At 69.3% G+C, this 20157-nt stretch carries 25 protein-coding genes, 1 tRNA gene and 1 riboswitch; of the genes, 9 read left to right on the top strand and 17 right to left on the bottom strand.

Annotated features, from left to right (window positions below):
• The first annotated feature begins 51 nt into the window (after positions 1-51).
• A complete protein-coding gene (locus tag FBY35_RS31655) occupies positions 52-1305 on the top strand; it encodes an SGNH/GDSL hydrolase family protein (protein WP_142217356.1) in 1254 nt (417 codons plus the stop codon).
• A gap of 245 nt (positions 1306-1550) precedes the next feature.
• Here FBY35_RS31655 and FBY35_RS31660 read toward each other — a convergent pair whose 3' ends face one another.
• The 4 genes from FBY35_RS31660 to FBY35_RS31675 form a co-directional block, all read right to left on the bottom strand.
• Positions 1551-2189, bottom strand: coding sequence for a DUF1707 domain-containing protein (locus FBY35_RS31660; protein ID WP_142218272.1), 639 nt, complete (start codon positions 2187-2189; stop codon positions 1551-1553).
• Between the two features lie 67 nt (positions 2190-2256).
• Positions 2257-3216 carry an ATP-binding cassette domain-containing protein gene (locus FBY35_RS31665; protein WP_142217357.1) on the bottom strand — a complete coding sequence of 320 codons (960 nt, stop codon included), beginning with the start codon at positions 3214-3216 and terminating at the stop codon, positions 2257-2259.
• Positions 3217-3222: 6 nt separating this feature from the next.
• Positions 3223-3999 carry an ABC transporter permease gene (locus FBY35_RS31670; protein WP_142218273.1) on the bottom strand — a complete coding sequence of 259 codons (777 nt, stop codon included), beginning with the start codon at positions 3997-3999 and terminating at the stop codon, positions 3223-3225.
• 19 nt (positions 4000-4018) lie between these two features.
• Positions 4019-4819: an ABC-2 family transporter protein gene (locus tag FBY35_RS31675; RefSeq protein WP_142217358.1), complete on the bottom strand. Its 801-nt coding sequence runs from the start codon at positions 4817-4819 to the stop codon at positions 4019-4021.
• Between the two features lie 130 nt (positions 4820-4949).
• On the opposite strand from FBY35_RS31675, the gene FBY35_RS31680 reads away from it, so the two are divergent.
• The gene (locus FBY35_RS31680) at positions 4950-7379 is read left to right on the top strand and encodes a transglycosylase domain-containing protein (RefSeq protein ID WP_142217359.1); all 2430 of its coding nucleotides are present in this window, start codon (positions 4950-4952) and stop codon (positions 7377-7379) included.
• Between the two features lie 19 nt (positions 7380-7398).
• Here the strand turns inward: FBY35_RS31680 and FBY35_RS31685 are convergent, their stop codons facing one another.
• From FBY35_RS31685 to FBY35_RS31695, 3 genes are all read right to left on the bottom strand, one after another.
• Positions 7399-7719 (bottom strand): multidrug efflux SMR transporter, encoded by a 321-nt coding sequence (locus FBY35_RS31685; protein ID WP_142217360.1) that lies wholly within the window; start codon positions 7717-7719, stop codon positions 7399-7401.
• A gap of 31 nt (positions 7720-7750) precedes the next feature.
• Positions 7751-7815: riboswitch (guanidine-III (ykkC-III) riboswitch) on the bottom strand.
• Between the two features lie 58 nt (positions 7816-7873).
• Entirely contained in the window at positions 7874-8230 is a 357-nt protein-coding gene (locus FBY35_RS31690; RefSeq protein ID WP_142217361.1) for a co-chaperone GroES, read from the bottom strand.
• A 43-nt stretch (positions 8231-8273) separates the two neighbouring features.
• On the bottom strand, positions 8274-8594 hold the full coding sequence (locus FBY35_RS31695) for a DUF3618 domain-containing protein (protein ID WP_142217362.1): 321 nt from the start codon (positions 8592-8594) through the stop codon (positions 8274-8276).
• A gap of 139 nt (positions 8595-8733) precedes the next feature.
• Here FBY35_RS31695 and bcp point away from each other — a divergent pair, with 139 nt between their 5' ends.
• Positions 8734-9201 (top strand): thioredoxin-dependent thiol peroxidase, encoded by a 468-nt coding sequence (gene bcp, locus FBY35_RS31700; protein WP_142217363.1) that lies wholly within the window; start codon positions 8734-8736, stop codon positions 9199-9201.
• Positions 9202-9331: 130 nt separating this feature from the next.
• Positions 9332-9958, top strand: a complete 627-nt coding sequence (locus tag FBY35_RS31705; protein ID WP_142217364.1) for an HNH endonuclease — start codon at positions 9332-9334, stop codon at positions 9956-9958.
• A gap of 554 nt (positions 9959-10512) precedes the next feature.
• Here FBY35_RS31705 and FBY35_RS37560 read toward each other — a convergent pair.
• Complete coding sequence (locus FBY35_RS37560) at positions 10513-10752, bottom strand: hypothetical protein (RefSeq protein WP_260848880.1); 240 nt, start codon at positions 10750-10752, stop codon at positions 10513-10515.
• On the opposite strand from FBY35_RS37560, the gene FBY35_RS37565 reads away from it, so the two are divergent.
• A complete protein-coding gene (locus FBY35_RS37565; protein WP_260848975.1) occupies positions 10681-10848 on the top strand; it encodes an HNH endonuclease in 168 nt (55 codons plus the stop codon). The genes FBY35_RS37560 and FBY35_RS37565 overlap by 72 nt on opposite strands.
• Positions 10810-10885: transfer RNA gene (locus FBY35_RS31715), tRNA-Leu, on the top strand. Before FBY35_RS37565 ends, FBY35_RS31715 begins: the two co-directional genes overlap by 39 nt.
• A gap of 52 nt (positions 10886-10937) precedes the next feature.
• Here FBY35_RS31715 and rdgB read toward each other — a convergent pair.
• From rdgB to FBY35_RS31735, 4 genes are all read right to left on the bottom strand, one after another.
• Positions 10938-11540, bottom strand: a complete 603-nt coding sequence (gene rdgB, locus FBY35_RS31720; protein WP_142217365.1) for an RdgB/HAM1 family non-canonical purine NTP pyrophosphatase — start codon at positions 11538-11540, stop codon at positions 10938-10940.
• 40 nt (positions 11541-11580) lie between these two features.
• Positions 11581-11964: a hypothetical protein gene (locus FBY35_RS31725; protein WP_142217366.1), complete on the bottom strand. Its 384-nt coding sequence runs from the start codon at positions 11962-11964 to the stop codon at positions 11581-11583.
• A gap of 93 nt (positions 11965-12057) precedes the next feature.
• On the bottom strand, positions 12058-12795 hold the full coding sequence (rph, locus tag FBY35_RS31730) for a ribonuclease PH (RefSeq protein WP_142217367.1): 738 nt from the start codon (positions 12793-12795) through the stop codon (positions 12058-12060).
• 99 nt (positions 12796-12894) lie between these two features.
• Positions 12895-13128 (bottom strand): glucose PTS transporter subunit EIIB, encoded by a 234-nt coding sequence (locus FBY35_RS31735; protein WP_142217368.1) that lies wholly within the window; start codon positions 13126-13128, stop codon positions 12895-12897.
• A 244-nt stretch (positions 13129-13372) separates the two neighbouring features.
• Between FBY35_RS31735 and FBY35_RS31740 the strand changes: the two genes are divergently transcribed.
• Positions 13373-14680, top strand: coding sequence for a PTS transporter subunit EIIC (locus tag FBY35_RS31740; protein ID WP_142217369.1), 1308 nt, complete (start codon positions 13373-13375; stop codon positions 14678-14680).
• 243 nt (positions 14681-14923) lie between these two features.
• Positions 14924-16192, top strand: coding sequence for a PTS transporter subunit EIIC (locus FBY35_RS31745; RefSeq protein WP_142217370.1), 1269 nt, complete (start codon positions 14924-14926; stop codon positions 16190-16192).
• Between the two features lie 76 nt (positions 16193-16268).
• On the opposite strand, the gene FBY35_RS31750 is transcribed toward FBY35_RS31745, so the two are convergent.
• Positions 16269-17021 (bottom strand): MBL fold metallo-hydrolase, encoded by a 753-nt coding sequence (locus FBY35_RS31750; RefSeq protein WP_142217371.1) that lies wholly within the window; start codon positions 17019-17021, stop codon positions 16269-16271.
• 251 nt (positions 17022-17272) lie between these two features.
• On the opposite strand from FBY35_RS31750, the gene FBY35_RS31755 reads away from it, so the two are divergent.
• Complete coding sequence (locus tag FBY35_RS31755; protein WP_142217372.1) at positions 17273-17737, top strand: type II toxin-antitoxin system PemK/MazF family toxin; 465 nt, start codon at positions 17273-17275, stop codon at positions 17735-17737.
• Between the two features lie 401 nt (positions 17738-18138).
• On the opposite strand, the gene FBY35_RS31760 is transcribed toward FBY35_RS31755, so the two are convergent.
• The 4 genes from FBY35_RS31760 to FBY35_RS31770 form a co-directional block, all read right to left on the bottom strand.
• Complete coding sequence (locus FBY35_RS31760) at positions 18139-19089, bottom strand: PLP-dependent cysteine synthase family protein (RefSeq protein ID WP_142217373.1); 951 nt, start codon at positions 19087-19089, stop codon at positions 18139-18141.
• Entirely contained in the window at positions 19089-19421 is a 333-nt protein-coding gene (locus FBY35_RS31765; protein ID WP_142217374.1) for a MoaD/ThiS family protein, read from the bottom strand. The genes FBY35_RS31760 and FBY35_RS31765 overlap by 1 nt, the downstream gene beginning before the upstream one ends.
• Before the next feature lie 88 nt (positions 19422-19509).
• Positions 19510-19626 (bottom strand): putative leader peptide, encoded by a 117-nt coding sequence (locus FBY35_RS37830; protein WP_313904722.1) that lies wholly within the window; start codon positions 19624-19626, stop codon positions 19510-19512.
• Positions 19627-19724: 98 nt separating this feature from the next.
• Positions 19725-20147: a Mov34/MPN/PAD-1 family protein gene (locus tag FBY35_RS31770; RefSeq protein ID WP_142217375.1), complete on the bottom strand. Its 423-nt coding sequence runs from the start codon at positions 20145-20147 to the stop codon at positions 19725-19727.
• Positions 20148-20157: the final 10 nt, after the last annotated feature.

Here is a 20157-nt window from a genome sequence, read left to right on the forward strand (position 1 = left end):
GTACTCCCGGGACGCACGTCGAGTTCCCACGACATGTCGCATGATGTGCTCATGTACAAGCGACGCAGGTACGCGAGCCTCGCCGCCCTCACCGCCGTGGCCCTCCTGATCAGCGGAGCGATATACCTCGGCGTCGGAGCCCTGCCGGGACGCGCCGCCGCCCGGCCACCCGCCGCCCCGGCCGCGGTCTGGGTCGGGACGTGGTCGGCTCCGCCCGTCGAGGCCGCGGCGGACGGCGACCCGGGGGGCGGCGACCCGCGAGAACCCGGGGCCCGCACCGTACGCAACGTTGTGCACACCAGCATCGGCGGGACCGCCGCCCGCCTCACCCTCTCCAACCTCCTCGGTCGCCGCCCGCTCACCGTCGCGCAGGTCTCGCTCGCTCTCCGCGCGGGCAGCGGCGCGGACGCCGTGCCCGGCACCCTGCGGCGAGTGACCTTCCACGGCCTGCGCCGGGTCACCATCGCGCCCGGCGGGCAGTCGGTCAGCGATCCCGTCGTGCTGAAGATCCCGTACGACGGGGACCTCCTCGTCAGCGTCGCGACGCACGGCGGGCCCGTCACCGTCCACCCGCGGGCGCGGCAGACCTCGTACGTCGCGGACGGCGACCGTACGCAGGACGTCGGCGGTGAGGCCTACGCCTCGCGGATCCACACCTGGCGGCACCTCACGGCGGTCGACGTGCTGACCCGGGAGGCGGACGGCGCGGTGGTAGCGATCGGCGACTCGATCACCGACGGGACCACCGCGACGAGTGACGCGAACCGGCGCTGGCCGGATGTCCTCGCCGACCTGCTGGAGCGTCGGGGCACGCCGCACTACGGCGTGCTCAACGCCGGTATCGGCGGCAACCGCCTTCTCGAAGGGGGCCGCGGTCCCACCGCGCTCGCCCGCTTCGACCGCGATGTGCTCGCGCGGCCGGGGGTGAGAACGGTGATTGTGGCGATCGGCATCAACGATCTGCTGCGCGCGCCGCGCACCGCGACGGCGGACCGGATCACGGCGGGGTTCGCCGAACTCACGCGCCGGGCGCATGCGCGGGGCCTGCGGGTCGTCGGGGCGACACTGCTGCCGTGCGGTGGGTACCGGGGATGTACGCGGTCGGTCCAGGCCGTCCGCGAAGAGGTCAACGGGGCCGTGCGCGGAGGCGGGGTCTTCGACGGGGTGGTCGACTTCGACCGGGCGCTGCGGGATCCGTATGCGCCGGGACGGCTGAAGACGGCGTACGACAGCGGAGACCATGTGCATCCGAGCGATGCGGGGTATGCGCGGATGGGCGGGGCGGTGGATCTGGCGGGGCTGTGACGGTCTGCCTCTCGGGGTGGGCACCTCGGGCTCGGGCGGTCCAGTGCACCCCTGGCACTTCCCCCGCCCCGCCCCTTCCCGGCTGTGACATTTTACGGCTCCGCCGCGTGGGGTGGGCTCCGCCCCAGACCCCGCCGGGGGCCGGTTTTCGAGGGCTCCGCCCCCGGGACCCCCGCTCCTCAATCGCCGGAGGGGCTGGATTTCGCCCGGTAGCGCGCATCAGCCGGGCGCGAGGCTGAAGGGGCTCAGCCCAGTTCTTTGCGATCGGGCTTCGCTTCCTTCTCCAAGCGGGCCCGCTTCTTCTCCGCCTTCGTGCGCTTGCGCTCGACTCCCACGCCACCCATCAGCGCGAAACCCGAGATGATCACGCGGGGCGCCGACGGGTCCGGATTGCCTTCGCCGTGTTCGCCGAAGCCGCCCATGAAGCCGATGCCGCTGACCTCGACGTTCAGGTCGGGCGGTACGACGATGCTGACGCCGCCCATGATCGCGAAGCAGCGGATCACGGTCACCCGGTCCTCGAAGCGGGCCTCGCGCAGGTCGAGTTCGCCGCCGCCCATCATCGTGAAGGTGGTGAACTTGCGGGCCACCGTCCAGGTGCCCTTGCGCCCGAAGCCGCCCCAGAAGGCGAACGCGCCCTTCGAGGTCGGTGGGCCGCCCACACGCTGGGCCCAGGTGCCCGAGCCGGTGGTGACCGCCGGTGAGGCCGGGGTCGTGCCCGTCACCGGCAGGTCGCTGACCAGGGGCTCCAACTCGCCGTGCGTACGCGCCTGGTAGGCCGCGTCGAGCCGCTGCCCGAACTCCTCCATGTCGAGCCTGCCATCCGCCACCGCCTCTCGCAGCCGCTCGGCAATCCGCTCACGCTCAGCGTCGGAGGCGCGCATTTCCGGGAGTTCGCTCATGCGGAAAGAATATCCAGCGCCGCGCTGCCCCGCAGCGCCGGGCCAGGTCCTAGAGGCCGGAGCGCTCCGCGTACATCTTGGCGATCACGGCCTCGATGTCCGGCTCCCGTACCGACAGATCCACCAGCGGATACTTGTCGGCGATCGCGGCCACCAGCGGGGCGGCGGACTGGGACGCGGGGAACGCGAGCCACTGGCGCGGGCCCTCGATCCGCACCGTGCGGGCCAGGTCCACAACGATGGGCGGCAGTTCGCGTTCCAGGTCCACGACCAGCGTCCGCTCGCTCTCCCCCACCTCGTGGAGCCCGGCGAGCGCACCGTCGTACATCAGCCGCCCGTGGTCGATGACCATCACGCGCTTGCACAGCTGCTCGATGTCGGTGAGATCGTGCGTCGTCAGCAGCACCGTCGTCTCCCGCTCGGCGTTGAGGTCGCGCAGGAAGTCCCGGACCTTCGCCTTGGAGATCACGTCGAGCCCGATGGTCGGCTCGTCCAGATACAGCACTTCGGGGTCGTGCAGCAGCGCCGCCGCGATGTCGCCGCGCATCCGCTGGCCGAGCGAGAGCTGCCGTACGGGCACGTCCAACAGCTCGGCCAGGTCCAGGAGTTCGACACAGCGGTCGAGGTTCTCGCGGAAGCGCCTGTCGGGAATCCGGTACATCCGGTGCACGAGGCGGTACGAGTCCTTCAGCGGCAGGTCCCACCACAGGGTCGTGCGCTGGCCGAAGACCACGCCGATGCGCTGTGCGAGGCGCGTGCGCTCGCGGGACGGGTCGATGCCCGCGACCCGCAGCCGCCCGCCGCTGGGGGTCAGGATGCCCGTCAGCATCTTGATGGTGGTCGACTTCCCCGCACCGTTGGGGCCGATGTAGCCGACCATCTCGCCGCGCGGCACCCGGAAGCTGATCCCGTCGACCGCGCGGACCTGGTGTTTCTCGCGGCGCAGCCTGCCCGCCTTGCGGCGTACGTCGAAGACCTTCTCGACGCCGTCCAGCTCGATGAAGTCCATGCGCTCTCAGCTCCCCGTGCTCCGGTACGAACGAAGGGCCGTCCGCCACGCGAGTGCGGTGAGCAGACAGCAGGCCGCGGCGACGAACGGCGGCAGGAAGGCCGTCCAGCCCGGCACACCGGCCGGAGCGTCGCGGCCCAGGACGTACAGCGCGGGCAGCCAGTTGACGAAGGCCAGCGGTACGACGTACACGACCCCGCGCACCAGGTCCTGCGCGAATATCGTCGGCGGGTACTGCAGCAGCGTATTGCCGCCGTAGGTGAAGGAGTTGGTGACCTCCGAGGCGTCCTGCGCCCAGAACTGGAAGGACGCGCCCGCCACCATCACCGCGCAGAAGATCAGCGAGCCGCAGACCACCATCAGCGGCAACATCGCCACCTTCACGGCCGTCCACTCCACGTCGAGCATCACCAGCGACCAGATCAGCACAAGCAGCCCCTGGCTGACCCGTCCGAGGCGGCGCAGCGCGAACCGGTCCGCCGCCACCTGGGCAAGCACCGGCACCGGCCGTACGAGGAGTGTGTCGAGGGTCCCGTCCCGCACCCGCCTGCCCAGCCTGTTGACCTGTCCCATCGCCAGGTCCGCGAGCCCGAAGGCGGTGCTGGTGGTGCCGTACAGGAAGGCCACCTCGGCGAAGGAGAAGCCCCCCAGGCCGTCCACCTGACTGAACATCAGCACGATGACCACAAAGTCGAAGATCGTCGCGGTGAAATTGGAGAAGAGGGTCATCGCGAAGGAGAAGCGGTACGTCATCGTGGAGCGCACCCACATCATCGCGATCATCCGGTACGCACGCCAGGACTCACCCACCCTGCACCACCACCCTCCGGGTGGCCGCGGACTGGACGAAGCGCCCCGCGGCCAGCAGGACGACCGCCCAGCCGAGCTGGAACGCGTACGCCCCCACCAGCGCCCACCCCGTGCGCTTCTCCAGGAAGACATCCGCCGGGACCTGGAGCATCGACGCCCAGGGCAACGCCCGCGCGACCTCGCCCAGCGCGCCCGGGAAGACGTTCAGCGGCAGCAGCATCCCGGAGAAGAACATGCCCGCGAGCCAGGCGATCTGCGCCGTACCGGCGCCGTCCATCAGCCAGAACGCGCTCAGCGCCACCAGGTACCAGACCGCGAAACTGACCGTCACACCCAGCGCCACCGACAGGAGGAAGGCCGGCCAGGTGAGCGCCCTCGACGGCAGCGCGAGGTCGAAGGCGAACGCGCCCACCACCATCGGCACCACGCCGCGTCCGAGCAGATGGAACAGGGCGCGCCCCAAGTTGGCCGAGAACCACCACAGTTGGAGGTCCACTGGCCGGTACAGGTCGATGGCGATGTCGCCCGTCTTGATCCGCTCGATCAGCTCGTCCTCGAAGCCCCCGCCCATCAGCCCGGCGGTGGCCAGCAGCGCCTGACCGATCCACACATAGGCGAGCGCCTCGGCCATGTCGTAACCGCCCAGGTGGGGCCGCTCGTCCCAGAGGGCTCTGTAGGTGTACGCCAGGATGAAGCCGAAGACGGTGTTGGTGAACACCCCCGCCGCCGTGGCCATCCGGTAGGTCGCATGGCGCCGGAATCCGCCCGCCGCAACGGCCGCGTACAGCCGCACCTGGACTCCCTCCCCCTGAAGGCACCAAAGCGCACGACCCTAGCCCAGCACCGCCGGCCCACGCGACGGCTTTTGCGCCCGGGGGTCCTGGCTCCGCTGGATAACCCACCCAAAAGGGCAGTATGTGCCTATGAGCGACGAGCCACAGCGGCAGGGCTGGACACCTCGGGACGCGACCGTCGCCGGACCGGGGCCCGGGGCCGGGCCGGGGAAGAAAGGCACCAAGACCCGTCCCGGGCGCACCGGGTGGCGCCGCCTCGTCCCCACCTGGCGGATGGTGCTCGGCGCGTTCCTGCTCATCACCCTGCTGCTGATCGGCGGCTTCCTGGCCGGCTACATGCTCGTCGACATCCCGTCCGCCAATGCCGCGGCCACCGCCCAGTCCAATGTCTACCTCTACAAGGACGGCACACAGATCGCCCGTGACGGCGAGGTCAACCGCGAGAACGTGGGCCTCGCGCAGGTCCCGCTGACCGTGCAGCGGGCCGTACTGGCCGCCGAGGACCGGGACTTCTACTCCGAGCGCGCCGTCGACCCCAAGGCGATGGTCCGCGCCGCCTGGAACACCCTGACCGGGAAGGGCAGGCAGTCCGGCTCCACCATCACCCAGCAGTACGTCAAGAACTACTACCTGGGCCAGGAGCAGACGATCTCGCGGAAGTGGAAGGAGTTCTTCATCGCGATCAAGCTGGGGCGCGAGGAGAGCAAGAGCGACATCCTCGAGGGCTATCTCAACACCAGCTATTTCGGACGCAACGCATACGGCATCCAGGCCGCCGCCCAGGCGTACTACGGCAAGGACATCAAGGACCTCGACACGGCGCAGGGCGCCTACCTCGCGTCCCTGCTCAACGCCCCGAGCGCGTACGACGTCGCCACGCACCCGGAGAACCGGGCCGCCGCGCTCGCCCGCTGGAACTACACCCTCGACGGCATGGTCACGAAGAAGTGGCTCAGCCCCGCCGCGCGCGCGGCCATGACCTTCCCGGTGCCGCGGACCGCGAAGCCCGCGACCGGACTGTCGGGCCAGCGCGGCTATATCGTCCAGGCCGTCGAGGACTACCTCACCAGCAACAAGATCATCGACGAGAACACCCTGGCCACCGGCGGCTACCGGATCACGACCACACTGCAGCGCGACAAGCAGAACGCCTTCAGACAGGCGGTCGACGACCAGGTGATGTCCAGACTCGCCCCGGACCGCGAGGCCGACCGCATCGTCCGGGTGGGCGGCGCCTCCATCGATCCGGCCACCGGGAAGGTCCTCGCCATGTACGGCGGCGTCGACTACACCAAGCAGTACGTCAACAACGCGACCCGCCGTGACTACCAAGTCGGCTCCACCTTCAAACCGTTCGTCTTCACCTCCGCCGTCGAGCACGGCTCCGAAACCCAGGACGGCCGGCACATCACCCCCAACACCGTCTACGACGGCACCAACAGGCGCCCGGTCCAGGGCTGGAGCGGAAAGCCCTACGCCCCCGCCAACGAGGACGACTTCTCGTACGGGCCCATCACCGTACGCACCGCCACCGACAGGTCCGTCAACGCCGTGTACGCGCAAATGGCCCTGGACGTCGGGCCCGCCAGGGTCAGAAAGACGGCGACCGCCCTGGGGATCCCGGCGAACACCCCGGACCTGCACGCCTCCCCCTCCATCGCGCTCGGCCCCGCGACCGCGAGCGTCCTCGACATGACGGAGGCCTACGCGACGCTCGCCAACCACGGCAGGCACGGCACGTACACCCTGGTCGAGAAGGTCTCCAAGGACGGCATCGACGTCCCTCTGCCCAAGGCGGGCCCCGAACAGGCCGTCAGCCGGGAGGCCGCCGACACGACGACCTCGATCCTGCAGAGCGTGGTCGAGGGCGGCACGGGCACCGAGGCCCGCTCCGCGGGCCGCCCGGCCGCCGGCAAGACCGGCACGGCGGAGGAGGACCAGGCCGCCTGGTTCGCGGGCTACACCCCGGACCTGGCGACCGTCGTCGCGGTGATGGGCCAGGACCCGGCGACCGGGGCGCACAAGCCGCTGTACGGGGCGCTGGGGCTGCCGCGGATCAACGGCGGCGGAGCACCGGCGAAGATCTGGGGCCAGTTCACCGGGCTCGCGCTGGAGGACTCCGACATCGAGGAGTTCGACCTGGAGCTGCAGGAGGGGGCGGAGGAGGCCGAGCCTCCGGAGGAGCCCGAGCCCCCGGACGATTCCCCACAGGCTCCTGGCTCCAGCCCGCCGAGCCTGCCCCCCGGCCAGACGCAGGGCCAGGACCAGGGCCAGACGCAGGGGCAGAACCAGGGGCAGAGTCAGGGGCAGACCGGTGGCCAGACGGACGGCGGCACCGACGACGGCGGCACCACGGACGGCGGGCAGACGGACGGCGGGCAGACGGACGGCGGGACGACCACCGGAGGAGGCACCGACGGGGGCACGGCCACCGGAGGGACGGCGGACGGGGGCACGACGACCGGCGGAATCATCGGCGGGAACGACACGGGCGGCGGGACGGCGGACGGGGGCGTGGACAGCAGACCCGCGCCCAGCCGTCGCCGGCCCAGTCAGTGACCCCCGTCGCTGAGCGGGGTCAGTGACCCGAGGTCGCCTTCAGACCGACCACCGCGACCAGCAGCAGACACACGAAGAAGATCCGGGCCGCGGTCGCGGGCTCGTTCAGGGTGACCATGCCGACCACGGCCGCACCGGCCGCGCCGATGCCGACCCAGACGCCGTACGCCGTGCCGATCGGCAGACTCCTGGCGGCGTACGACAGCAGCATCATGCTGGCGACGATCCCCAGACCGGTGAACATGCTCGGCCACAGCCGGGTGAACCCGTCGGTGAACTTCATGCCGATCGACCAGCCGACCTCGAGCAGACCGGCGACAACAAGCAGAACCCAGGCCATGACGGCACCTCCGAGACGCGGAACTTCAACGGGTGCGTCGTCTTTGCGGCAACCCGGTACGGCGCGTCTCGTCGGGTGCATCCACGGTAGCAAAGGGCAGGCAAAAGGGCCGGTGACCTGGGCCACCAGCCCTTCGCCGTCCGTACAGATGCCGCTAGAGATACAGCCCGGTGGAGTCCTCGGAGCCCTGGAAACGGTCCGCGGCGACGGCATGCAGATCGCGCTCGCGCATCAGCACATACGCGACACCCCGCACCTCGACCTCGGCGCGGTCCTCGGGGTCGTACAGCACCCGGTCGCCCGGCTCCACGGTGCGCACGTTCTGCCCGACGGCAACCACCTCGGCCCAGGCCAGCCGCCGGCCGACGGCCGCGGTCGCCGGGATGACGATGCCGCCGCTGGAACGCCGCTCACCCTCCGGGATGTCGGTCCTGACCAGCACACGGTCGTGCAGCATCCGGATCGGCAGCTTGTCATGGGTGGTACTGGGGTCATGGCTGTTGGCGCTCACGAGTCGAACCTACCTGCCCGGGAGCGCTCCGCACGCGCGAGGGTCACCCCCGCCGCCTTCTCGCCGACACCGCGAGCAGCCCCACAATTCCCACGACCACCAGTGCCACCGGCACCAGGCGCTCCAGGCGCGGGCCCCCGTCCTCATCGACGAACTGTGCCTTCACGTCGGTCACCGTGCGGTTCACCGCGACGACGGCGCGGCCCGCCGTCTGGTCCACGGACGATGCAAGCCTGGCCCTGGCGTCGCCGATGACCGTCTTCGGGTGCACCCGCACACCGATCTCGTCGAGCGTCTCGGCGAGCTGCTCGCGCCTGCGGACGATGTCCGCCTCGATCTGCGCAGGGGTCCTGGCATCCGACACCGCGCTGCCTCCGTCGTCGATTCCGGTAGTCCTTCCTCGACAGTCTGTCAGCTCGGTCGCTCCCGCACTCCACGGCACCCCTATTACGCTCGGCGGCGTACACCCTCACCTCACCCCCCGCACGTCTTCGAGGAGAACCATGAGCGAGCGACTCCAGCCCGGCGACACCGCCCCCGACTTCACGCTGCCCGACGCGGACGGCAACGAGGTCTCGCTCGCGGACCACAAGGGCCGCAAGGTCATCGTCTACTTCTACCCGGCCGCCCTTACCCCTGGCTGCACCAAGCAGGCCTGCGATTTCACGGACAATCTTGAGCTGCTGGCGGGCGCGGGCTACGACGTGATCGGCGTGTCCCCGGACAAGCCGGAGAAGCTGGCGAAGTTCCGTGAGAAGGAGTCCCTGAAGGTCACGCTGGTCGGCGACCCGTCGAAGGAGACGCTGGAGGCGTACGGCGCTTTCGGCGAGAAGAAGCTGTACGGCAAGACGGTGACCGGTGTCATCCGTTCGACGGTGGTCGTGGACGAGGAGGGCAAGGTCGAGCGTGCCCTGTACAACGTGAAGGCGACCGGCCATGTCGCCAAGATCATCAAGGACCTGGGTGTCTGAGCCTCCCGGCTCCCCGAACGACTCGCACCGGAAAGCAGTGCGGGCCGTTCTGCATTTCGGACGCGACCATCCGATAAGCGGCTCGTTACTCAGTGCGATGCTGCGAACGCGCAGCCGGATGGAGGGAACCATGCCGGTCAGGTACACCCGGGAACTACTCGACGAGGCGGCCCGCGAGACGACGAACTTCGACGACGCGGTCCGCTGGTGCGGCGGCAACCCGACACCGGGCAGCAGACGCTACATACGCGCCAAGATGGCAGCGGCAGGCATCGACACGTCGCACTTCACCCCTGCCGGTGTGCGCCACACCGAGGAAACATTGCGCGAACTGGTCGCCTGTTCCAGGAGTGTGGCCGAGGTCGTACGTCGGTTGGGAATCAACCCTGTGGGCGGCAACCAGGCTCACATCGGCCGCCGGATAGCCGCGTTGCGCATCGACACCTCACACTTCCTGCGCGCGCCCCGGGGCCGGCCGAAAGGGTCCCTGGGAAACCGACTTGTCCTGGGCTCGCCGGCCGACGGCAGGATTCCGGGCGAACGCCTGCGCCGCGAACTGCTCCGGACCGGGATCCAGGAGTCGTGCGCACTATGTGGCACAGGAACGGAATGGAACGGCAAACCGCTCCGACTCGAAGTCGACCACCGCAACGGCGACTGGTGGGACAACCGCCCGGAGAACCTCCGGCTACTCTGCCCCAACTGTCATGCGGTGACTGACACTTACCGTGGCCGCAATCGGAGGCATACGGCATGAGCAATCGCCACGCGTACCCTCGTGACCTGCTGGTCCGGACTGCCGCCACCTCCACGAGCCTCGTCGACATGCTGCGCAGACTGGACGTACCCCTGGGCAGCGGTCCGTACAGGTATCTGCGGGACCGGTTGCGGCAGTTCGGCATCGACACCTCGCACTTTGACCACGAACCCCTCCCCCGACGCAAGCCCCACTCGTACACGCGGGAACTGCTCGCTGAAGCCGCAGCCAGTTCACAGAACATCCGCGGGATGCTGGAGTTCATGGGTGTCGCGCCCTACGACAGTGTGTACAGCCACCTTCGCCGGAAGCTCGACCAGTTCGGGATCGACACGTCTCATTTCACGGGGCGGCGCGGAAACACTCAGCGAGAACCCTTTTCGCAAGACGAACTGGCCAGAGCCGTGGCGGAGTCGTACAGCCTGGCCGAGGTGCTTCGCGCTCTTGGCTGCCCCAGTGGCGGCGCCGGGCGCGCTCGTGTACAGCGAAGCATCGCCATCCACGGCATCTCCACGGCCCACTTCGTGGGGCAGGGCCATCAGCGCGGCCGACCGTCACCCACGCGCAAGACCGCTGCGGAGATCCTTCGTCGACTCGAACCCGGATCTCCACGGACGACGACCGCGCTGCTGCGCCGTGCGCTCGGCGAGTCGGGGGTACGCCAGGCATGCGGCGAGTGCGGCACCGGGACCACTTGGCAGGGCAAGCCGCTCGTCCTGGAGATCGACCACATCAACGGCGACCGTCTCGACAACCGGTTGGAAAACCTGCGCTTCCTCTGCCCGTCGTGCCACAGCCAGACAAGATCCTTCTCGAACCCTCGGGGCGAGGCACAGTACAGTGGGCGCCGCGGGTCCGTACCCCAGCTGGCCAAGAGGGCGCCGGTTTAGGTCCGGTGTGTCGTGGGTTCGAGTCCCACCGGGCCCACAGCGAAGGGCGCAGCACCGCATCGGTGCCGCGCCCTTCGGCGTACCCGGCGTCAGCCCAGCAGCTCCCGGACCACCGGAACCAGCGCGCGAAACGCGTGTCCCCGGTGGCTGATCGCGTTCTTCTCCTCAGGGGTCAGTTCCGCACACGTGCGCGTGTCGCCCTCCGGCTGCAGGATCGGGTCGTAGCCGAAGCCGCCCGAGCCCTCGGGGGCGTAGCGCAGGGTGCCGCGCAGACGGCCCTCGACGACACGTTCCGTGCCGTCGGGCAGGACAAGGGCGGCCGCGCAGGCGAAGTGGGCGCCGCGGTGGAGTTCGTCGATGTCGGAGAGCTGGTCCAGGAGCAGGGTCAGGTTGGCGCGGTCGTCGCCGTGGCGGCCTGCCCAGCGGGCGGAGAAGATGCCGGGCGCGCCGCCGAGGACGTCGACGCAGAGGCCGGAGTCGTCGGAGACGGCCGGGAGGCCGGTGGCCTGTGCGAGGGCGTGCGCTTTCAGCAGCGCGTTCTCGGTGAAGGTGACGCCGGTTTCCTTGACGTCGGGGACTTCGGGGTAGGCATCCGCGCCGACGAGTTCGTGGGTGAGGCCCGCGTCGGCGAGGATGGCCCTCAGCTCGGTGATTTTCCCGGTGTTGCGCGTGGCGAGGATCAGTCGGGTCATGCTCCTGATTATCGGGGCTCGTGGACCCGCGGACCGTTTGTCAGGATGTGCAGACCTTGCCGATCTCGCCGGCAGCGTCGGTGATGGGCTTGATGTCCGGGGTGCTGTCGCCGTTCTCGATCGACTTGCGGACGTTGGCGACGCCTGTGTTCAGCTTGTCGACTGCCTTGCTCAGGTCGGCGTTGTCGGTCTTGTCGCTGAGGTTCTTCAGTTCCCGGTCGATGTCGTCGAGTGCTTCTTTGGCCTGCGTCGGGTCGTCGGCGGCGGTCGAGACGGCCTGCTGGAGCTTGTCGACGCTGGTGGCGATGGCATCGGCGGTCTCGACGCAGTCGAGTGCCTTGTCGATGGCGCTGCAGCCGACCGTGATCGGTACGAGCAGCGCGGCAGTGGCGAGCGTGATGGCTATGCGGCGGCGCGCAGGCATGGAACGGTCCTCCCCGGATACGGACGGGCGCACGGTTCGGCCCGTGCGCCCGTAATGGCGGTGACGCCCCGCGGGGCGTTCTTGGTTGCTTCTTTACCCTTCGAGTGTGTGGTCGAGGGCATCGCGCTGGAGCGCGGCGAGGTCGGCGCAGCCGCCGGTTGCCAGGTCCAGGAGCGCGCCCAGCTCCTTGCGGTCGAAGGGCTCGGCCTCGGCGGTGCCCTGCACTTCCACGAAGCGGCCGTCGCCGGTGCAGACGACGTTCATGTCGGTCTCGGCGCGTACGTCTTCCTCGTAGCAGAGGTCGAGCAGCGGAGTGCCGTCGACGATGCCGACGCTGACGGCGGCGACGGTTCCGGTGAGCGGCCGGCGGCCGGCTTTGACGAGCTTCTTGTGCTGGGCCCAGGCGACGGCGTCGGCGAGGGCGACATAGGCGCCGGTGATCGCGGCGGTGCGGGTGCCGCCGTCGGCCTGCAGGACGTCGCAGTCCAGGACGATGGTGTTCTCGCCGAGGGCCTTGTAATCGATGACCGCGCGCAGCGAGCGGCCGATGAGGCGGGAGATCTCGTGCGTGCGCCCGCCGATCTTGCCGCGTACGGATTCGCGGTCGCCGCGGGTGTTGGTGGAGCGCGGCAGCATCGAGTACTCGGCGGTGACCCAGCCTTCGCCGCTGCCCTTGCGCCAGCGCGGGACACCTTCGGTGACGGAGGCGGTGCAGAAGACCTTGGTGTCGCCGAAGGCGATGAGGACGGAGCCCTCGGCGTGCTTGCTCCATCCGCGTTCGATGGTGACCGGGCGGAGCTGTTCGGGGGTGCGGCCGTCGATTCGAGACATGGCGTCGAGCCTAGCTGCCTGAGGTGGGGCGGGTGCTCCGCCCCCGGACCCCGCTGCGGCGCGGACAGGAGGTGGGGGCGGGGCCCGGGAGAGAGCGCGCTACATCATGTCTTCGATGTCCGCGGCGATCGGGTCGGCGTCGGTGCCGATGACGACCTGGATCGCGGTGCCCATCTTGACGACGCCGTGTGCGCCTGCGGCCTTGAGGGCGGCTTCGTCGACCTTGCTCGGGTCGACGACTTCGGTGCGGAGGCGGGTGATGCAGCCCTCGATCTCTTCGATGTTGTCGATTCCGCCGAGCCCGGCGACGATCTTCTCAGCCTTGCTGGCCATGTCTTTCTCCCTGCGTATCAAGAGCGCCCGTACGGGGCGCTCAGTGCTGCCTCGGCCCACCATTGGTCCACTTTGTCACGGTAACGCACGGTTGGCCCACGTTCGCGGGCGCGTAACCGCCTCGTACCGAATGATGACGATCACTGGTGCCCGCCCCCGCGACCGGGGCCCGGGACCGTACCGCAACTGGTCTACACCAGTCTGCAACACCTGCCAAACCACGGCCTGTTCCGGGAGGACCCCAATGAGCTCCGACAGCGCCGCCGCGCCGCAGCAGAAGCCGCAGCGGACGTGGTGGACAGGCGCCTTCCAAGGGCTGCAGAAGATGGGCCGCAGCCTCCAGCTGCCCATCGCCGTACTCCCCGCCGCCGGCATCCTCAACCGCCTCGGCCAGCCCGACGTCTTCGGCGCCGACGGACTCGGCTGGGACAACGTCGCCAAGGTGATGGCGGGCGCGGGCGGCGCGCTGCTGGACGGCAACCTCGGCCTGCCGCTGCTGTTCTGCGTGGGCGTCGCGATCGGCATGGCCAAGAAGTCCGATGGCTCCACCGCGCTCGCGGCCGTGGTCGGCTTCCTCGTCTACTACAACGTGCTGCGCCAGTTCCCCGAGGACTGCGCGGAAGGGGCCAAGGCGGTGGTCACGGGCTGCCAGGCGCCCGACGGATCGGTCGCGTCCTTCACTTACCAGAATCCGGGCGTCTTCGGCGGCATCGTCATCGGCCTGCTGAGCGCCTACTTCTGGCAGCGCTACCACCGCACCAAGCTGGTGGACTGGCTGGGCTTCTTCAACGGCCGCAGGCTCGTCCCGATCATCATGTCCTTCGTCGCGATCGGGGTCGCGGCCCTCTCCCTGTGGGCCTGGCCGCCCCTCGGCGACGCGCTCGAGAATTTCAGTGACTGGCTGGTGGGCCTGGGCTCCTGGGGTGCGGGCATCTTCGGCGTCGCGAACCGGGCGCTGCTGATCATCGGCCTGCACCAGTTCCTGAATGTGCCGATCTTCTTCCAGTTCGGCAGCTACACCAAGCCCGACGGCATGGTGGTGCACGGCGACATCACCATGTTCCTGGCGGGCGACCCGGACGCGGGCCAGTTCACCACGGGCTTCTTCCCGATCATGATGTTCGCTCTCCCGGCCGCCGCGCTGGCCATCACCCACTGCGCCAAGCCGCACCGCCGCAAGGAGATCGGAGGCCTGATGCTCTCGGTCGCGCTGACGTCGCTCGTCACCGGCATCACCGAGCCGATCGAGTACTCGTTCTTGTTCGTCGCCCCGCTGCTGTACGCGGTCCACGCGGTGCTGACCGGTGTCTCGATGGCGGTGAGCTGGGGGCTCGGCGTACACGACGGGTTCAGCTTCTCGGCCGGCCTGATCGACTACGTCATCAACTGGGGCCTGGCGACCAAACCCTGGCTGATCATTCCGATCGGACTCTGCTTCGCGGCGCTGTACTACGTGATCTTCCGGTTCGCGATCACCACGTTCAACATCCAGACACCTGGGCGCGAACCCGATGAGATCGGGGACGAGCTGGAGCGGGAGAACATCAAGTAGCCGCGTCACACGTAACACCCCATAAGGCCCCTGGACCCACGGTCCAGGGGCCTTATGTCACGAATTTCGCACGATGCCCCAGCCCACAAAATTCATAGGTTCCTTATCCGCCACTCACATGCTAAAACAGGTCTACACCACTGAGTGGTGTAGACCACGCGGGTCTGACCGCGTTCCCCATGAGACGCCGCCCTCCCCCGTTTTCTGTTCCCCGGCGGCGCCTTGCCCACTTGGAGGAAGTAGATGACCACGGCAAGCGCCGCCCCCGCGGCGGACAAGAAGAAGACGGGCGCAGGTGCGATGGCTGTCATGCAGCGCATCGGCCGCAGCCTCATGCTGCCGGTCGCGGTGCTCCCCGCCGCCGCACTCCTGGTTCGTTTCGGCCAGCCCGACATGCTCGGCAGGGAGTCCTTCCCGGACTTCGTCACCAAGCTCGCCGGCTACATGGCGGCCGGCGGCGACGCGATCCTCGCCAACATGGCACTGCTGTTCGCCGTCGGTATCGCGATCGGTTTCGCCAAGAAGTCCGACGGCTCGACCGCGCTCGCGGCCGTCGCCGGTTACCTGGTCTTCAAGAACGTGCTGGCCACATTCACCGACCCGAACCTGGCCAAGGTCGCGAAGGTCGTCGACGGCAAGATCGTCATGACCGAGGCCCCTGTCGACGCCAAGGTCCTCGGCGGCGTCGTGATGGGCATAGTCGTCGCCCTGCTGTACCAGAAGTTCTACCGGACCAAGCTGCCCGACTGGGCGGGCTTCTTCGGCGGCCGCCGGCTCGTCCCGATCCTCTCGGCCTTCGCGGGCCTGGTCATCGGCATCGTCTTCGGCCTGATCTGGCCGGTCCTCGGCACCGGGCTGCACAACTTCGGTGAGTGGCTGGTCGGCTCGGGCGCCGCGGGCGCGGGCATCTTCGGTGTCGCCAACCGTGCGCTGATCCCGATCGGCATGCACCACCTGCTCAACTCGTTCCCGTGGTTCCAGGCCGGTACTTACCAGGGCAAGAGCGGTGACATCGGCCGCTTCCTCGCCGGTGACCCGACCGCCGGACAGTTCATGACCGGCTTCTTCCCGATCATGATGTTCGCCCTTCCGGCGGCCTGCCTCGCGATCGTCCACTGTGCCCGCCCGGAGCGCCGCAAGGTCATCGGCGGCATGATGTTCTCGCTCGCGCTGACGTCCTTCGTCACCGGTGTGACCGAGCCGATCGAGTTCACCTTCATGTTCATCGCTCCGGCGCTGTACGCGATCCACGCGGTCCTCACCGGAGTCTCCATGGCGCTGACCTGGTCGCTCGGAATGAAGGACGGCTTCGGCTTCTCGGCCGGCGCGGTGGACTTCTTCCTGAACCTGGGCATCGCATCCAACCCGTGGGGGCTCGCGCTGGTCGGCCTGTGCTTCGCGGCCGTCTACTACGCGGTCTTCCGCTTCGCGATCATCAAGTTCAACCTCCCGACGCCGGGCCGCGAGTCCGACGAGGAGCTGGCGGAACTGCAGAAGGCCGAGGCGAAGTAGGCCTCACGCCTTCCCAGGGCATTCGCACCGAAGCCCCTGCTTCCCGGCGGAAGCAGGGGCTTCGGCTGTGCGGAGATCAGACCTCGTAGACCGCGCCGGGGACGGCCAGCTCGGCGGGGCCGTCATATACCGCGCGGGCGTCGGCAAGGTTCTGCGCGCCGTCCGTCCACGGCGGGATGTGCGTCAGCACGAGCCGCCCGACGTTCGCGCGCCGCGCGTGGGCGCCGGCCTCGCGGCCGTTGAGGTGGAGGTCCGGGATGTCCTCCCTGCCGTAGCTGAAGGACGCCTCGCACAGGAACAGGTCGGCGCCGTCGGCGAGTTCGTGCAGCGGCTCGCAGACGCCGGTGTCGCCGGAGTACGTCAGCGTCCTGCCCGCGTGCTCCAGGCGGACGGCGTACGCCTCGACGGGATGGGCCACCCGCTCCGTACGGACGGTGAACGGGCCTATGTCGAAGCTGCCGGACTTCAGGGTGTGGAAGTCGAAGACCTCGCTCATGGAAGTGGGCGAGGGGGTGTCCGCGTACGCGGTGGTCAGACGCTGCTCGGTGCCCTCCGGTCCGTAGACCGGCAGGGGGCTGCAGCGGCCACCCTCCTGGCGGTAGTAGCGGGCGACGAAGTACCCGCACATGTCGATGCAGTGGTCCGCGTGGAGATGGCTGAGAAAAACGGCATCGAGGTCGTAGAGACCGATGTGGCGCTGCAGCTCGCCCAGGGCGCCGTTGCCCATGTCGAGAAGCAGCCGGAAGCCGTCGGCCTCTACGAGGTAGCTCGAACAGGCCGATTCCGCGGACGGGAACGACCCCGAGCAGCCGACGACGGTGAGCTTCATGGAGCTTGAACCTCCGTTGACTCGTGCGGGGCTCTTGGGCTGAAGGGTGGGCGGGGGGACATACGGGTTGCTGCCGGAGGGTGCATCAGGTGTCCGGCAACGGCAGGGGAAGGTCGTGCGGTTTGTCGAGCGTAAGGCGCGAAACGGCTGGTCGCTCCTCGGTGGCGGGCCGTTGTGGGGGAACTCACCTGCGCTGTCACCGGTTCGGACGGCGCGCGCGCGTCCGGCCGTGCGCCGGTACGGTCTGCGGTATGGACACGTCGTGGTGGCTCGCGGTGCTTGCCGTGGTGGTGATCGCGCTGGTCGCCGCGGTGGTGGACGGGCGCGGGCGCTCGGACGCCCGCCGCCCCGGCGGGCGGGCCCGCCCGCCGGTCCGCCCGACCGGCCCCCGCCGTACCCCGAAGCGGCGCCCGCAGCCGGGCGAAATCTGGTGGGCGGAAGTCCCTTACGAAGACCGCCCCCGCACGAAGGACAGGCCGTGCCTGGTGCTTTCGGTACGGGGCGACACGGCGCTGGTCGCGAAGATCACGAGCAAGTACCACGACGAGAGGCCGGGCGTGATCTCCCTGCCACCGGGGACGGTGGGCGACGCGCAGGGGAGGGCGAGCTTTCTGGAGACGGCGGAGCTGAGGGACGTGGGGGTGTGGGGGTTCAGGAGACGGGTGGGGGTGGTGGACCCGGTGGTGTGGGACCAGGTCCGCCACTTGGCGGTGTGAGGGGTTTCTTTCCCCACCCCGCCCCTTCCCCGAACCGGGGGCAAGCCCCCGGACCCCGGGGAAGGTGGGGGTTTCTGCCCGGGCTGACGCCCTGCACCCCGGGATGCGCCGGCTTCGCGGCGCGAGGGCTCCTGGCCGCACGGGCCGTCGGGTTCGCGGCACAAAGGTCGTGAGGAACCCGACGTACGACTCGCATGGCAAGGACTCAGCCGCCCGGTCTCGCAAACCCGAAGACCTCCTGCGCGGCTCCACGTAAGCCCCGGCCACGCGGGACGAGCACTCCGGGCCGCGCGGGCCCGCCAAGCAGCCCGCGACCCAGCCGCACGGTTCGCGGCTGGGCGGCCACCGGAACCCACGCCCGGCTCGCACCGCAGGGCAACGTCCCCGTCGCGGCGTGAGCGCTACGCCCAGAGCTGGCCCTGCAATGCCTCGATGGCCGCCTCCGTCGTCGGGGCCGTGTAGACGCCCGTCGACAGGTACTTCCAGCCGCCGTCCGCGACCACGAACACGATGTCCGCCTGTTCGCCCGCCGACACCGCCTTCTTGCCGACGCCGATCGCCGCGTGCAGCGCCGCTCCCGTCGACACTCCCGCGAAGATGCCCTCCTGCTGGAGGAGTTCACGGGTTCGCCTGACCGCGTCCGCCGAGCCCACCGAGAAGCGGGTCGTCAGGACCGAGGCGTCGTACAGCTCGGGGACGAAGCCCTCGTCCAGGTTGCGCAGGCCGTAGACGAGGTCGTCGTAGCGCGGCTCCGCGGCGACGATCTTGATGTCGGGCTTGTGTTCGCGCAGGAAGCGGCCGGCTCCCATCAGCGTGCCCGTCGTGCCCAGGCCCGCCACGAAGTGGGTGATCGACGGCAGGTCGGCCAGAATCTCCGGGCCGGTCGTGGCGTAGTGCGCGCCCGCGTTGTGCGGGTTGCCGTACTGGTAGAGCATCACCCAGGTGGGGTTCTCCGCGGCCAGTTCCTTGGCGACGCGGACCGCCGTGTTCGACCCTCCCGCGGCCGGCGACGAGATGATCTCCGCGCCCCACATCGCGAGCAGGTCCCGCCGTTCCTGGGACGTGTTCTCCGGCATCACGCACACGATGCGGTAGCCCTTGAGCTTCGCCGCCATGGCGAGCGAGATTCCTGTGTTCCCCGACGTCGGCTCCAGGATCGTGCAGCCCGGCGTCAGGCGGCCGTCCTTCTCCGCCTGCTCGATCATGTGGAGCGCCGGGCGGTCCTTGATCGAGCCGGTCGGGTTGCGGTCCTCGAGCTTGGCCCAGATGCGGACCTCCTCCGAGGGGGACAGCCGTGGCAGGCGGACCAGCGGGGTGTTCCCGACGGCCGCCAGCGGGGAGTCGTACCGCATCAGCGCCTTCCCACCCGTCGCCCGGTCGCCATGCCAGCCGGACGCGGCTTCGCCGCGGCAGATCCTCCGGCGACGGCAGGAAGGATCGTGACGCTGTCGCCGTGGGCGAGCTTGGTGGAGATGCCGTCCAGGAAACGGACGTCCTCGTCGTTCAGGTACACGTTCACGAAGCGGCGCAGTTTGTCGCCGTCCACGATCCGCTCGTGGATGCCGTTGTGCCGGGTCTCGAGGTCTGCGAACAGCTCGGCGAGCGTGTCACCGCTGCCCTCGACGGCCTTGGCGCCGTCGGTGTACGTACGGAGGATGGTCGGGATGCGGACCTCGATGGCCATGACATGGGCTCCTGTCGGGAGTGTGGCGGGGTGTGTAACGGGCGCGCGGCTTCTGCCCCCCGCGCAGGGGGTGGTGCTGTGGATGCGCTCAGAGCGCAGCGCGGTCCGTACACATCGCGCTTGCGAGGCGGCACAGGTCGACGTGCAGCCGCGCAACGAGCAGCGGCGTGCCCGGCGTCCTGTCACTCACGTCATGGGGAACCATGCGGTCATCGTATCGATTCCCCGTCCGGGTTCCGGTATGTGATCTCGCATGCTGGACGAATTCCGCTCAGTATGCGGAAGGGGTCCTGCTCGGCAGGCTCAGTACGCCTCGACGACCTTGACGTCTTCCTCGGTGATCTCGCCGTCCACGATGCGGAAAGAGCGGAACTGGAACGGGCCCGTGCCGTCGGAGTCCGCCGTGGAAACGAGGACGTAGTGCGCTCCGGGCTCGTTGGCGTAGCTGATGTCCGTACGGGACGGATACGCCTCGGTCGCGGTGTGCGAGTGGTAGATGATCACTGGCTCTTCGTCGCGGTCGTCCAGCTCCCGGTAGAGCCTCAGCAGATCCGCCGAGTCGAACTCGTAGAACGTGGGCGAGCGGGCGGCGTTCAGCATCGGGATGAACCGCTCGGGGCGGCCGCTGCCCTCGGGGCCCGCGACCATGCCGCATGCCTCGTCGGGGTGGTCGGCGCGGGCGTGCGCGACGATCTGGTCGTACAGGGCCTCGGTGATGGTCAGCATGACCGACAGG

This window comes from Streptomyces sp. SLBN-118 (assembly GCF_006715635.1).
Classification (GTDB): Bacteria; Actinomycetota; Actinomycetes; order Streptomycetales; family Streptomycetaceae; genus Streptomyces.

Bases quoted from the DNA above. Each gene is read 5' to 3' on its own strand.
- FBY35_RS31655 (WP_142217356.1), top strand. From the start codon at position 52: ATGTACAAGCGACGCAGGTACGCGAGCCTCGCCGCCCTCACCGCCGTG.
- FBY35_RS31660 (WP_142218272.1), bottom strand. From the start codon at position 2,189: ATGCGCGCCTCCGACGCTGAGCGTGAGCGGATTGCCGAGCGGCTGCGA.
- FBY35_RS31665 (WP_142217357.1), bottom strand. From the start codon at position 3,216: ATGGACTTCATCGAGCTGGACGGCGTCGAGAAGGTCTTCGACGTACGC.
- FBY35_RS31670 (WP_142218273.1), bottom strand. From the start codon at position 3,999: ATGATCGCGATGATGTGGGTGCGCTCCACGATGACGTACCGCTTCTCC.
- FBY35_RS31680 (WP_142217359.1), top strand. From the start codon at position 4,950: ATGAGCGACGAGCCACAGCGGCAGGGCTGGACACCTCGGGACGCGACC.
- FBY35_RS31685 (WP_142217360.1), bottom strand. From the start codon at position 7,719: ATGGCCTGGGTTCTGCTTGTTGTCGCCGGTCTGCTCGAGGTCGGCTGG.
- bcp (WP_142217363.1), top strand. From the start codon at position 8,734: ATGAGCGAGCGACTCCAGCCCGGCGACACCGCCCCCGACTTCACGCTG.
- FBY35_RS31705 (WP_142217364.1), top strand. From the start codon at position 9,332: ATGCCGGTCAGGTACACCCGGGAACTACTCGACGAGGCGGCCCGCGAG.
- rdgB (WP_142217365.1), bottom strand. From the start codon at position 11,540: ATGACCCGACTGATCCTCGCCACGCGCAACACCGGGAAAATCACCGAG.
- FBY35_RS31725 (WP_142217366.1), bottom strand. From the start codon at position 11,964: ATGCCTGCGCGCCGCCGCATAGCCATCACGCTCGCCACTGCCGCGCTG.
- rph (WP_142217367.1), bottom strand. From the start codon at position 12,795: ATGTCTCGAATCGACGGCCGCACCCCCGAACAGCTCCGCCCGGTCACC.
- FBY35_RS31735 (WP_142217368.1), bottom strand. From the start codon at position 13,128: ATGGCCAGCAAGGCTGAGAAGATCGTCGCCGGGCTCGGCGGAATCGAC.
- FBY35_RS31740 (WP_142217369.1), top strand. From the start codon at position 13,373: ATGAGCTCCGACAGCGCCGCCGCGCCGCAGCAGAAGCCGCAGCGGACG.
- FBY35_RS31745 (WP_142217370.1), top strand. From the start codon at position 14,924: ATGACCACGGCAAGCGCCGCCCCCGCGGCGGACAAGAAGAAGACGGGC.
- FBY35_RS31750 (WP_142217371.1), bottom strand. From the start codon at position 17,021: ATGAAGCTCACCGTCGTCGGCTGCTCGGGGTCGTTCCCGTCCGCGGAA.
- FBY35_RS31755 (WP_142217372.1), top strand. From the start codon at position 17,273: ATGGACACGTCGTGGTGGCTCGCGGTGCTTGCCGTGGTGGTGATCGCG.
- FBY35_RS31760 (WP_142217373.1), bottom strand. From the start codon at position 19,089: ATGCGGTACGACTCCCCGCTGGCGGCCGTCGGGAACACCCCGCTGGTC.
- FBY35_RS31765 (WP_142217374.1), bottom strand. From the start codon at position 19,421: ATGGCCATCGAGGTCCGCATCCCGACCATCCTCCGTACGTACACCGAC.
- FBY35_RS37830 (WP_313904722.1), bottom strand. From the start codon at position 19,626: ATGGTTCCCCATGACGTGAGTGACAGGACGCCGGGCACGCCGCTGCTC.
- FBY35_RS31770 (WP_142217375.1), bottom strand. From the start codon at position 20,147: ATGCTGACCATCACCGAGGCCCTGTACGACCAGATCGTCGCGCACGCC.